General features: G+C 42.4%; 10 protein-coding genes. 8 read left to right on the top strand and 2 right to left on the bottom strand.

Annotated elements, in window-relative coordinates:
• Positions 1–2 precede the first annotated feature (2 nt).
• Positions 3–620: a uridine kinase gene (gene udk / locus K339_RS0124605; RefSeq protein ID WP_028525988.1), complete on the bottom strand. Its 618-nt coding sequence runs from the start codon at positions 618–620 to the stop codon at positions 3–5.
• A gap of 207 nt (positions 621–827) precedes the next feature.
• On the opposite strand from udk, the gene cysS reads away from it, so the two are divergent.
• The 8 genes from cysS to K339_RS0124565 all read left to right on the top strand — a co-directional run bounded on the left by cysS (position 828) and on the right by K339_RS0124565 (position 11928).
• Positions 828–2363 carry a cysteine--tRNA ligase gene (gene cysS / locus K339_RS0124600; protein ID WP_028525987.1) on the top strand — a complete coding sequence of 512 codons (1536 nt, stop codon included), beginning with the start codon at positions 828–830 and terminating at the stop codon, positions 2361–2363.
• Between the two features lie 20 nt (positions 2364–2383).
• Positions 2384–2947, top strand: coding sequence for a DUF192 domain-containing protein (locus K339_RS0124595; protein ID WP_028525986.1), 564 nt, complete (start codon positions 2384–2386; stop codon positions 2945–2947).
• A gap of 203 nt (positions 2948–3150) precedes the next feature.
• Positions 3151–5529, top strand: a complete 2379-nt coding sequence (locus K339_RS0124590; RefSeq protein WP_028525985.1) for a T9SS type B sorting domain-containing protein — start codon at positions 3151–3153, stop codon at positions 5527–5529.
• A gap of 37 nt (positions 5530–5566) precedes the next feature.
• Entirely contained in the window at positions 5567–7840 is a 2274-nt protein-coding gene (locus K339_RS0124585; protein WP_037301804.1) for a GH92 family glycosyl hydrolase, read from the top strand.
• A gap of 313 nt (positions 7841–8153) precedes the next feature.
• Positions 8154–8810: a response regulator gene (locus tag K339_RS0124580; protein WP_037301803.1), complete on the top strand. Its 657-nt coding sequence runs from the start codon at positions 8154–8156 to the stop codon at positions 8808–8810.
• Between the two features lie 32 nt (positions 8811–8842).
• Positions 8843–9292, top strand: coding sequence for a hypothetical protein (locus K339_RS0124575; RefSeq protein WP_028525982.1), 450 nt, complete (start codon positions 8843–8845; stop codon positions 9290–9292).
• 1 nt (position 9293) lies between these two features.
• Positions 9294–10166, top strand: a complete 873-nt coding sequence (locus K339_RS0124570) for a phosphotransferase (RefSeq protein WP_028525981.1) — start codon at positions 9294–9296, stop codon at positions 10164–10166.
• On the top strand, positions 10111–11928 hold the full coding sequence (locus K339_RS0124565) for a T3SS effector HopA1 family protein (RefSeq protein ID WP_028525980.1): 1818 nt from the start codon (positions 10111–10113) through the stop codon (positions 11926–11928). Before K339_RS0124570 ends, K339_RS0124565 begins: the two co-directional genes overlap by 56 nt.
• On the opposite strand, the gene K339_RS0124560 is transcribed toward K339_RS0124565, so the two are convergent.
• Entirely contained in the window at positions 11867–13795 is a 1929-nt protein-coding gene (locus K339_RS0124560) for a tetratricopeptide repeat-containing sensor histidine kinase (protein WP_028525979.1), read from the bottom strand. The genes K339_RS0124565 and K339_RS0124560 overlap by 62 nt on opposite strands.
• Positions 13796–13814: the final 19 nt, after the last annotated feature.

Genomic DNA, 13814 nt, shown 5'->3' with positions numbered 1-13814 from the left:
AATTAGGATACTTTTGTTTTTAAGAACGATTTTACGACTTCTAAGCCACGGTGAAAATGACGATTATTAGGAATAATCAGGTCTGCATCTGCCTTGGAAGGTTTAATAAATTGTTCGTAAGTAGGAAAAACGTGGTTTTCCCAGCGATAAAGCACGTCGGTCAAATCGTATCCCCGCTCCACTTGATCACGAATAATACGTCGCTTGAGTTTGATATGCTCTTTGGCGTCAATATATATTTTCAGGTCGAGCAGCTCTGAAATTTCTTTGAAATAAAACACAAATATACCTTCGACCACGATAATGGGAGTAGGCCGAAAAGTTAGCATTTGTGGAATAATATTGGGATTGTTAAAGGTATATTCTAGTTTTTCAACTGGTTTGCCTTCTCGAAGTTGAATGATGTGTTCGGCGTACGAACGATGGTTGATGGCAATAGGTAAGTCAAAATTATGAACCCCATTTTCATCCACTGGGACTTCGTTCCGAGGACGGTAATAGTGATCTTGTGAAATGAGGCAAATTTCATCTTCTGAAAATGCGCCCATCAAACTATTCAAAAAATACGTTTTTCCCGATGCACTCCCGCCCGTGATACCAACGATAAAAGGTTTTTTCATCCGGTAAAGTTACAGTTCCATCCGCAAATACTGAACTTCCAGCACGGATTTTGTACACGATGCCACAACAAATTGTTAGTTTTGCATTCATTTATTCTATTTTTAACTATGCCCATCACAAAATTTACTATCGCCTACTTCCGATGTTGCTGCTAACCTGTTTTGAATTTTAGTCTAAAACCTGAATAGTAGCAACTTATATATCTCATGAACCAACCGCTCAAAATTTATAACTCCCTCACTCGACAGAAAGAACTTTTTGAACCCATCACCGCTCCGTACGTAGGAATGTACGTGTGCGGGCCGACGGTTTACAACTACGTACACCTTGGGAACGTACGTACTTTTTTGACGTTCGACACGCTCTTTCGCTACCTTTCGCACATCGGTTATAGAGTGCGCTATGTGCGTAACATTACCGACGTGGGCCACCTTGTGGGCGACGGCGACGAAGGAGAAGATAAAATCGGGCGCATGGCAAAATTGGAACAATTGGAACCTATGGAAATCGTCCAGCGCTACACCAACGATTTTCACCAAGTGTTGGACCAACTCAATTTCCGTCCGCCGAGCATTGAGCCTACCGCTACAGGCCACTTGATTGAGCAAATCGAGGCGGTCAAAGACTTAATCTCAAAAGGCTTGGCATACGAATCAAACGGTTCGGTTTATTTTGACATCAATAAATACAACGGCCAAGGCCACAGTTACGGAAAGCTTTCGGGTAGGGTATTGGACGAACTTTTGACCGAAACCCGCGAACTTGAAGGAACCAGCGAAAAACGCAATCCGCTCGATTTTGCCATTTGGAAAAAAGCCGCTCCCGAGCACATCATGCAGTGGGAATCACCTTGGGGCAAAGGGTTTCCAGGCTGGCACTTAGAGTGTACTTGCATGAGTACCAAATATTTAGGAAAACAATTTGACATTCACGGCGGTGGTATGGACCTTAAATTCCCCCACCACGAATGCGAAATTGCGCAAGGAACGGGTATCAACGGCACCGACCCTGTGCGCTATTGGATGCACTCCAACATGCTTACAGTCAACGGCCAGAAGATGTCAAAGTCGCTAGGGAACTCGTTTTTACCACGTGAGCTGTTTGCTGGCGATCACCCGCTACTCGACCAAGCCTACAGTCCTATGACGAGCCGGTTCTTCATGCTACAGTCGCAATACAGAAGTACGCTTGACTTCTCCAACGACGCCTTAAAAGGCTCACACAAAGCCTATAAACGCCTAATGAATGGGTTAAAAGCCATCAAAGAAATGGCGTATATCCCTGCCGAAGTAACCACAAGCAGCGATGAAGTAGGCTTGAAAGTATCGACGCCTTGCGTTCAGGTGGATGAGAAAAAAGTCGCTGACATCCAGAAGTCGGTTCAAGGGTTTTACGATGCCATGAACGACGACTTAAACACGGCCGTGGCTATCGCGCAGCTATTTAACATGTTGAAATACATCAACATGCTTTATTTGAATCAGCTTGTTCCTGCGGCTTTGGGAGAAGACGGATTTGCAGCACTCAAAAACAACTTTATCACTTTTACGGAAGAAATTCTGGGTTTGGTAGAAGAGCGCAGTGAAAACGATGCGGTCTTAAACGGGATGCTTGACCTATACCGCGAATACAAAGCCGCCCAACAATACGAGAAAGTGGATCAAATTCGTTCGTATTTCAAAACGCAAAACTTGGTCATCCGCGACATGAAACACCGCATCGACTGGGCATACGAAGAGTAGGTCATAATCCAAACACATTCATGCAAAAGAGAAGCGCTTACTTCAGTTATATTTTGTTAGCCATTTTTGTACTGGCAGGGGTTTTGTACGTGGCAAGACCTCTGCTAGTAGCAGACCATGACGAGACTGCCCCAGTAACCAACGCCCCTGCGCCATCGGCAATCCCCGAAAGCTCGGCTCCTGCTACAGCTCCCGCCGCTACGAGCAGCGGCATTACGAAGGAAGGCGTAGTTGCTTTTTTGCGTGGAGGTCAACAACTTCGCAAAATCGACGTTGAAATTGCTGAAAACGACGCCGAACGCGCCAAAGGACTGATGTTTCGGCCGTATCTTTCAGATTCGGTAGGTATGCTTTTTGTGTTTGAATATGCTACACCCCAATCGTTTTGGATGAAAAACACGATGATTTCGCTAGATATTATTTACGTTGACTCTGGCAAAAAAATCGTTTCTATTCAGAAAAATGCAAAGCCTTATTCGGAAGAAAGTTTGCCTTCTTATGGTGAAGCACAATACGTAGTGGAAGTAAACGGCGGCTACTGCGACAAATATGGTGTCAAAGTAGGTGATACGATTGCTTTCTAAAAATTGGCGTAAATTTTGCTTGCTATTGCCCAATGCTCGCCCCGACATCCAGTCGGGGCGGATATGGTTTAGCGTCTCTGACGCATTTTCCATCCAGTCAGGGCGGATACGGTTTAGCGTTTCTGACGCATTTCCCATCCAATCGGGGCGGATACAGCCTAGCGTTTCTGACGCATTTTTCAGCAAAATAAATTCCCTTTGCAATGAGAAGTTGGTTAACAGCGGTGTTTTTGGTGATGTGTAGTATGAGCAGTTGGGCCAATCACATCATTGGTGGCGACATTTCTGTAGCCCGCCGTAGCACTTCTTCTAACGATTTCACCATCACACTCACGCTTATTTACGACGCCAACCTCCGCAACACCGAAGACAACGCCTTTGTGTCGGTTTTTCGTAAAAGCGATAACAGCAGAATTGAAGATTTAACGCTCGCGCGCGTTGCAAAACAAGAACTCCCCTACACCAATGCTCGTTGCGTTGGCAGTCCGTCAGACGCTAAAAACACCTTGATTCGTTACACGGTCAATGCCAGTTTTTCGGCAGCGGCTTACAATGCTGCAGGAGGTTTTTATCTGGCGTGGGAAGAATGTTGTCGCAACGGTAGTCTGCTCAATATCCAAACGCCCAGCCGCGTTGGGCTCGTTTTTTACGCCGAACTACCTCCACTTGCCACTGTCAACAGCTCCCCCGTTTTTAAAGCTCCCGAAATTAAATACATCTGCGCGGGAAAAGATGTAGAAGCCGATTTTAGTGCCACCGATACCGACAAAGACGAACTTACCTACAGCATCGTCACGCCATTTATTGGTTCTACCGACGGCGGCGGCACTTTCCCTACCAAAGCGCAGTCAGGCCCGTACAAACGCGCTACCTGGGCCAATGGTTTTGACAGTACAAAAGCGATTTCGGGCAAAACACCCTTAAAAATTGACCCTAAAACGGGCAAAATTACCGTCAACGCTTCGCAACTAGGTTCGTTTGCCTTTGCCGTTCGTTGTGAAGAATACCGAAATGGAGTAAAAATTGGTGAAGTACGTCGGGAGTTTGTTTTCCAAGTCGTTGACTGCATTTCCTCTCTTCCATCGGCTGTTTTTATCAACGTAAAATCCGCAACTGCTGGCGTTGTTCCTACGATTCAGTCCAACGGACACGTATCGGCATTAACCATGTGTGGAATCGACAGCGCAGTGCTAAAACCAGACGACGAAGACCCACAATGGGCTTACGAATGGCAGCGCGACGGAAAAACGATCGAAGGGAATACATCGGCATCTCAGACTGTGAAACAAGCGGGCGTTTATACGCTTCTCAAACGTTTTGCCCAAAGTTGCAGCGCCGAAGAGGTTGCTACCAACACCACTACCGTAAACCTCAAAAGTACGCCTTCGGTCAAGATTACCTCAAGCCGTCCCCTTCCCTTTTGTGACAGCGATAGCACTAATTTGAGCATCGAAACGGCGGCAGGCTCTACCGTGGCTTGGAAATACAACGGACAAGCCGTCGGAAGCAACGCCTCCACCTTATATTATGTCAAGCAAGCAGGTACGTACCAAGTAACCGCCACCGACGGCGTTTCTCAATGTCAAGCCAAAGACAGCGTTATTGTCAAATTGATAGCGGGTCCACCTGCCCCCATTTCTATTTCGGGGCCTCCCATTTTTTGTGCCAACGATTCGGTGAAACTCGCCACAACCAACGTCAAAACCTACGAGTACGTTTGGTACCAAGACAGGGTTCCTATTTTTTCGGTCATTACCAACGAATTATACCCGCAAAAATCAGGCAAATACAGCGTGGCAGTGGTTGACACGGCTACGCGCTGTGCCACGCGTTCGCTGGTGTTAGAGATTATCGTCAAGCCTTCCCCCAAAGTTACCTTAGACTCTATTGCGCCACTTTGTACTACTGCTCTCCAAGCCATCACCCTCAGAGGAACGCCCGCAGGTGGCGTGTTTAGCGGCAATGGAGTAACAGGCAATCGCTTTGTTTCACAAAACTTAGCCGCAGGTTCGTACCCCATCACTTATACCTATACCAATCCCGAAGGGTGTTCGGCCAAAGCCACTCGTTTGGCCAGGTTATCGCCCCCGCCCCGCATCGATGGTACTGATAAATGGATTATGGTGAAAGGCGACAGCATCGAACTACGAATGCTTCCCCCGCTCAATTCAACCGTTTCGTGGTTTCCAAGCATCGGTTTAAGCAATCCCACTGCGGCACGCCCCTACGCAAGCCCCGACCGAACCACCACCTACACCCTCACCGTAAGTACACCCGAAGGCTGTGTTTCGGAGAAAAAAATCACCGTACTCGTCATTGACTTAAACATTCCAAACGGCTTTACCCCCAACGATGATGGCAGTAACGATACGTGGGAAATTGGGGGAATCACAGAATACCCAAACTGTACGGTGGAAGTACTCAACCGCTGGGGAAATGTCGTTTTTAGTAGCAAAGGCTACACCACGCCTTGGGATGGCCGCTGGAACGGCGAACTGGTGCCCGTCGGAATGTACTACTACCAAATTTATCTTCGAGAAGTAGCGCACAAATTCACGGGAAGTTTGAGCGTGATTCGATAATTTTATCGTAAAATCGCGTCAAATTTACTCGTTATTCATGCAAACATTTTTTCGTACCACCCTCCTTCTCCTATTAGGGGCAACTTTTTCGTACGCCCAAATCGACTACACCCAGTGGGTTAACCCGTTGATGGGTACCGACTCGCGCCACGAACTTTCGACTGGCAATACCTACCCTGCCGTGGCATTGCCGTGGGGGATGAATTTTTGGTGCCCCCAAACGGGCAAAAACGGCGACGGCTGGATGTATATGTACACCGCCAATAAAATTCGGGGTTTTAAGCAAACCCACCAACCCAGTCCTTGGATCAACGACTACGGGATGTTTTCTATCATGCCCGTGACGGGAAAACTCAAATTTACCGAAGATGCCCGCCAAAGCTGGTTTTCGCACAAAGCCGAAGTGGTAAAGCCTCATTATTACAGCGTTTACCTCGCCGACCACGACACGCAGGTGGAAATCACGCCTACCGAGCGCGCGTCGCAGTTTCGGTTGACGTTCCCAAAAACCGATAGTGCTTTTGTGGTCATCGATGCTTTTGCGAAGGGTTCGTACATCAAAATCATTCCTGAACAACAAAAAATCATTGGGTACAGCACCCAAAACAGCGGTGGCGTTCCGCCCAATTTTAAGAATTACTTTGAATTGCGTTTCGACAAACCGTTTACCTACTCAGCCACTTGGTCCGACAAAACGTTGTCAAAAAACACCCTCGAAATGAAAGCCGACCACGCAGGTGGAGTCATTGGATTTAAAACCAAAAAAGGCGAAGTAGTGACAATCAAAGTTTCGTCGTCGTTTATCAGTGCCGAACAAGCTGCGCTCAACCTCACCCGCGAATTGGGCAACGATACCTTTGACGCTACCCTTCAAAAAGGTCAGAAAGCTTGGAACCAAGAACTCGGTCGCTTGGCCGTAGAAGGCGGCACCGACGCGCAAATCCGCACCTTTTACTCGTGCCTTTACCGCGCTTTGCTTTTCCCTCGCAAATTTTATGAGCTAAACGCCCAAAACCAAGTCGTCCACTACAGCCCTTACAACGGCCAAGTATTGCCTGGCTACATGTTTACCGACAATGGTTTTTGGGATACTTTCCGTTCGGCCATTCCTTTTTTCACACTGATGTACCCGACGCTCAACGCCCAAATCATGGAAGGATTGGTCAATGCGTACAAAGAAAGTGGTTTCTTGCCCGAATGGGCCAGCCCAGGCCACCGCGACTGTATGATTGGTTCGAACTCCGCCTCGTTGATTGCAGATTCGTACATCAAAGGGATTCGCGGTTATGATATTAATACCCTTTACGAAGCCATTCTCAAAAATACCGACCACGCAGGTACGTTGAGTTCGGTTGGGCGTTTTGGCCACGAGTATTACAACGAACTTGGGTACGTTCCTTACGACGTGAAAATCAACGAAAATGCGGCCCGTACCCTTGAATACGCCTACGCTGATTTTTGTATTTTACAATTGGCCAAATCACTAAAACGCCCCGAAAGCGAAATCGCTCTTTTTACCAAACGTAATCAGAACTTCCGCAATCTGTTTGACCCCCAAACCAAACTTATGCGCGGCAAAAACAAAGCGGGTGATTTCCAAAAACCGTTCAATCCGTTTAAGTGGGGCGATGCCTTCACCGAAGGAAACAGCTGGCACTATACTTGGTCAGTCTTCCACGATGTGGACGGCTTGGCTTCTTTGATGGGTGGGCGCGAGGCTTTTGCCCAAAAATTGGATAGCGTATTTATCTTACCGCCCGTTTTTGACGAATCTTACTATGGGTTCGTAATCCATGAAATCCGCGAAATGCAAATTATGAACATGGGCCAATACGCCCACGGAAACCAACCGATTCAGCACATGCCGTATTTGTACAACTACGCGGGCCAACCGTGGAAGTCGCAGTACTGGATTCGCCAAATCATGGATAAGCTTTACCAACCTACCCCCGACGGCTACTGTGGTGATGAAGACAACGGACAGACTTCGGCTTGGTACGTTTTTAGTGCCTTAGGTTTTTACCCCGTATGCCCAGGCACCACGCAGTACGTAGTAGGAAGTCCGCTTTTCAAACGCGCGACGATGACGTTTGAAAACGGCAAAAAACTCACCATCACGGCCCCCGAAAACAGCGATAAAAACGTGTATGTGAAGCAATTGATGTTCAATGGCAAACCTCATACGCAGAACTTCGTGGAGCACCACGCCTTACAACAAGGCGGAAGTCTGAACTTTACGATGTCGCCCACGCCTAACCAAAGCCGTGGTACGGAAGTGAGCAGTTTTCCGTATTCGTTTTCTAGGAAGTAGGGACGGAAATCATCTTTCCCCAAACCAAATAATTAAACATCACAAGAGGTTGTCCAAGAAGGGCAGCCTCTTGTTTTTATTTAGCTATTCCGTAGAGTAGGATAACTTTAAAGACTGCTTACAGCTATTAGAAGTATAAAGAACAACTAAATCTTAGTACTTTGTAACAATATTTACAGTCTGCTCCTCTTTTTTCTACTATTAAAAAGGTATCAATAATTATAAAAATACTGTCTAGTAGGTATTTCTTAATAACATCTATACTTCCATATTTGCCAAACCAAACACCTCTATTCAACATTACAGAACTGATATGCCTGTCAAAATATTGATTGCCGACGATCACCATGTAGTAGCCGATAGCCTCAGTCTATTATTAGGCTCGTTTGAGGCTTTCGAGGTGGCGGGCATCGTAAATAATGGCTGGCAAGTACTAAATTTTGTAGAAAAATGTGCCGTGGACATCGTATTAGCCGACTTGCACATGCCCTTGCTCAACGGTAATGACATGACTACTCGCCTGCGAGAGCAACACCCGCTCATCAGAGTCATTATACTAACTATGAGCGAAGAAGCCGTACACATACGTGAGGCATTGCAAGCAGGGGTATCTGGATATGTAATGAAAAGTGCCGAACGGGCCGAGCTTATCAGGGCGATACAGATGGTAGCAGAAGGCGATAATTATTTTAGCGAGAAGGTTGTACGCAAGCTGGCCGAACTACCCAATCTCAACAATACCAATGGAAAAACAGCCATAGACGATGCTGCACCATTGACCAAGCGTGAACTCGAAATAATGCGCCTTATCGTCGAAGATTTAAGCAACCAAGCCATTGCCGACCGACTGCACCTTAGTGTGACGACCGTAGAAACCCACCGCCGAAACCTCCTCAAAAAAGTAGGTGTAAGTACCGCCGTAGGTCTCATGCGCTGGGCTTTGAAACATAAGTTGATTGATGAGATTTAAACCTATTTTTAACCTTTTAAATTTTTGTGATTATGGCAGAAGTAACTTTTCAAGGAATTTGCGAAGGCAAAATTTCAAAATTTCAGCAACATCTTGGAGATATACCTTACATGACTGTTGCTTGTATTATTGCAGACAGAATTCCTTTAAGAATTGACAAAAAAGATGTAACCAGTTTTATTCTTTTACAATTTCCAGTAGAAGGGATTTTATCTATAGTTCCAACTGATAATACTATAATATTTGAAGATAAAAAAAATAACGACCACCGTTTTACTCTATACAACATAACTGTAACTGACAGTGCGAATTTTGAAATTGTTATTCAAAAAAAGAGTGATGGGAGTTTTGTAAGAACAAAGGGTTCTAAGGAAGCTAATAGTAAAAACTTAGCTAAGGCTGAATTAAGTAAAGAATTAACATCAGATGTTGCACTTGACGAAACTGTGAATGATACTGTATCAAGACCCCCTTGTAACTGATATGAGAGTATTTTTACAGTCGCCTTATTTGGCTTTAGAGTATTTGCATTGGCGAAAATTTAATGGTCTCCCAACAATAGAGGTACAGAAGGTTTGTACTCTTGATGTTGAAAGTAGAAACCTTCTCATATTTGTATCGACAGAGACAGAAAAATTTTTACTAAAACAGTATGGCTCTCAGGCATCGAAATCATTTATCGCCAATGAGCATTTGATTTTATCTATTTTGAAAATAAGTAATCTATCTGAATTCATTGTAGAAGTACCGTTTTTTGATGAGCACAATTTAATTATTTGTATAAAATGGTACGAATTTCATAGCCTTGAAAATTTTTTAGCAAAATTACGTTTAAGAGGAAAATGGAACGACATTGAAGCAATAGTTAAAAATGTATCTAAAATTTTTTACAACGTTCATAGCTTTTACCGAGATGACCTTCCTAAGGTCAATCCTGCTGCTTTTTTACCAATAGAATATCTCACAGTAAATGAAATAGCCTTAATTGGTAATTGGTCGGATAAAAAGTCTTTGATTCATTACGACCTACGGCTTGCTAACATATTGATAAATAATACTGACCCAAGTCAAATTAAACTCATTGATTGGGAGTTTGCGATGGCCGGAGACCCATTGTGGGATATTGCTGTTTTTATTTACTCGCTATGTATTACACTTGGAGACTCCGAGTTTTTTATAAAACTACCTCCTGCTCGCTTCGATAATATAAAGCCAATAGTTAAGGCTTTTTTGCAAGTATATGGAGTCATTAATTTAGAGAAATTAAAAATATATCTAAGGCTTTATATCCAAATAAACGATGTCAGATTCACAGAAACAATTACAAAAACAACCATTGACACCCTCCTTGATTGAGCCAGACCTTGAGCAAAATCTTAAAACTTTGTTGGATGGGTTTTCTTTTGATGGTACAAATTTCACAAATGGGTATGACTTTTTAAGCACGCTCCAAGAACGTTACGAAAACAAAGGAAATAATATCTCAAGCAAAAAAGAAAAACACGAGCAGGTAGAAGATATTTGGCCTTTTGCGGCCTCGTTTAATGAAAAGCGATTTTGGCTCACTATCAACAATGATAAAGTAAAACTTAACGATGGGCAAAAATTAGTCTTTCAAGATGGGCAGTCTATTATTGTCAATCCAGGCGAATACATTAATGGGGGATTTTTGCCAAAAGAAGTAGATAACTCAAAAGATATAGACGAGTTTTTGTACTTGTATAGGGTCAAGAAAATTGATAGACCTAAAAAAAACTATTATGTCAATATAGAAGGAGACTATGCCATTAAAATATTTGAGAAGCCGATGGTACGTTTTTATTTTCATCTGCTTCCCCAAAAAAATCGAGTAATAGAATGGGCGGAATATATACAAAAATACCTCAATCGTTACCGAATACCATTCCAGATAAAGTATCCACTTCATCTTGATAATTATCTTAGTGCCGACAATGGAGTCTTATATATTGCTCAAAATCATTTTCCGCTGGTAGCACCTTTGGTGCATCAGGTGTCTATAGAATTTAAAGATTTATTTTATGAAACTGTACCACTCCTTACTCTAAAACTCTATGATGGTATTGGTTTTGCCGAGGATCCTTTTTTTGTGAATGATAGTTATGGCGAACACCGTCGTTCATTGATTTGCAAAATCATTAAGGATAGTTTTAAGACAACAACGGAATTAAATAGTGATGAGGCCATCAATAGAATTATCGAAAAATTAACTAAACAGGGGTATAAAACAATTTATAGAAATGCGGATACTAAATATGATTATAGATTTTCAAAATATTTAAAGTACATCGAATTAGATAAGAAAGATTCGACCATACTCTCAAAATGGGACCCTTGGAATAAACTCACTGATATATTTTCTGCAATGAAGAAAAAATACAATGCTTTGATTGATGATTACGGTCAAAAACGTTTTTTAAATATTGCCGAAAATTATGGTAAAGATTTGATTGAAAAAGCTATCTGGAATCCAACCGGCGATTCCTATCACTGGCTTACATACGACAAAAAAAACGGCGAATATTTTTACAGGATTACACACAATAAAGAACAACAACAACTGAAAAGATTTTTACACTTACTTGCCAAAACATCGAAAGATAGTTATTACAGTATAGCATCCGAAAAAATAAAAAACACTTATGATGAAGATGAATCGGCAAGCCCCAAAGATGATAAACCAGATGAAGTTATTGATTTAGAAGAATTATTTAAATTTCTTGATAGCGATGCAGACCAACCGATTCTACTAATTTTAGAAAGAATTCAAAATGAATTTGATAATATTACAAAAAATTCGGTTATAAGTTATGAAGATTTTCAAAGATTAGCAAAAATAATAGACCGATACTTTGAGAAATTGAGCCTGCCTATGAAAAACTCTTTTGGCAACTATGAATATTGCCCCAACTACAATGGAAAGCTCAAAATAGCGGTGCTTTTTCTATTAGCATCGTCATCTTCGGCTACGCTGAAAGACTTGCTGAAGTTTTATCAAGCATGGTATAAAAAGAATACGGATGAGGCAAAAGCGATTCTTAAAATTTGGAAAAGTAAATTTCAACCTTTAACCCGAGGAGCTGGGGTTGATAAGAAATAGTGCCATTAAGACTTTGCACCCTGTTCTCAATATTTTTTGTACCCATACCATTGCTTTGCTGTTGCGAATCAAGTCCTTTGCCATCATCTGATACTTCAAAAATAACATTGCCTTGTTGCTTATAAAGTGCTACATGGGCATTTTGGGCTTGTGAATATTTCAAAACATTATTCAGAAGTTCGAGGGCTATGCTATAAAGTTCAAGCTGAATCTTTTTGTCGGTCGGGATAGCCTCTGATTCGAGGGTGTGGGTTATGTTAATTTTATTACTACTGTTAATGTCGGCAATAAATTTTTCTAACGCTCCTTTAAATCCTCCTTTTTCGAGTTCGGCAGGGAGCAAATTATGAGAAATCAGTCGCACTTCCGAGTACGCCCCTTTCATCATTTCTAAGGTGCTTTCATGTATTTTTCGCTCTTTATCAGTAAGATTATGGCCATTGATAGCTTCCAATCGCCATTTGATGGCTGATAGCGTTGCCCCCAAATTGTCATGTAATTCTGAGGCAACTCGCTTACGTTCAATAGTCTGCCCTTCTACCATTGCCAATACTATTTCTTCGTTTTTCCTGATAAGGGTTTCGTTGGCATGTTGCAGTTCTGAGGTTCTTTCTTGTACTTTTTGTTCTAAACCATGATTCAGCGTTTCTAATTGACTGTTGGTAGATTGAAGTTCTAAGCGTTGCTCTTCAATGATTTTGTTTTGTTTGGATAGTTTTTGGCTATTACGCCAAAACAAGACAGCAAACAGAAATAGGAATATGGCCCCACCGGTAAAAATATTTTTGAGCAAGATTTCTTGTTTTACATTTTGATTCAATAGCAAAATCTCGCTTTCTTTCTTTTCATTGTCAAAACCGGCCTGAAGGTTCTCTATTCGATGTTGTTGATCTTGTTGGGTTAGTTTTTTATCTAGCACTATGTATTTTTCATAGTATTCTAATGCTAAAGGCGCATTTTTCGTTTTTTTATACAGCTCTAAGTAAGCCTTATAGATGTCTTTTTGTGATATTTCAGTACCTTCTTTAAGTTGTAATTCTTCAATTTGTTTCAATAACAACTCGGCTTTTACAAAAGCACCTTTTGAGAGCCAAACATTTGCAATTGATAGCAAATTAAGTAGTCGCCGATACTGATATCTTGGCTTATTCTTTAAAATATCTTCTACCTGTATTAACTCTTGCAATGCCTCATCTAAATTGCCCATTTCTCTATAAGAAGCTCCAAGATTGGCCAAAAATATGTCGTCTAAGTTGTCAATTTGTGCTGTTTTGTTTTCGTTGAGACATTGCTTGAAATAAGGTATTGAGGTTTTATAATCGGCTTTATCAAAATACACTAACCCAAGATTATTCATGGCCAGCAACTCTTCTCGCTTATTTTTCAATGCTGCAAATATCTTTACACTTGCCTTCAGGTGTTTCGTAGCTTTGCCATAACTCCCCAAATTTGAATAGGCATCACCCAACGTTTTATTATTTCGGGCTATGTAAAAAGTCAAATGCTCTTTTTCTGCTATCGCCAAACTTTTATAGAGGTAGTCAATACCTTTCATCAAGTCGTTTTTTCCTACTTGATAATAGCCAATATAGTAATTAGACATACACTCTCCCAAATGCCACTTTATTTGTTGGCAGATAAGTAATGATTTCTCAAATATTTTTATGGTAGAGTCTATTTGAATCAATGGCATTTGTTGTGCCACCTCACACAACACCCGCACCCGCATTGTATCACTCGCATAGCTGCTGCCTTCGGGGGGAAGTTGGGCAAGTACGGTACGTAGGCTGTCGAGCTTGCGAGGCGATTGAGCGTGGGCACCAATCGCACATAGCACAAGCATCCAAAGCCAAAAGTATTTTTTCATAAGTAGCGGTTTAGGGGAG

It is taken from the genome of Runella limosa DSM 17973 (assembly GCF_000482465.1).
Lineage (GTDB): Bacteria > Bacteroidota > Bacteroidia > Cytophagales > Spirosomataceae > Runella > Runella limosa.
This window is presented reverse-complemented; position numbering and strand designations above follow the sequence as displayed.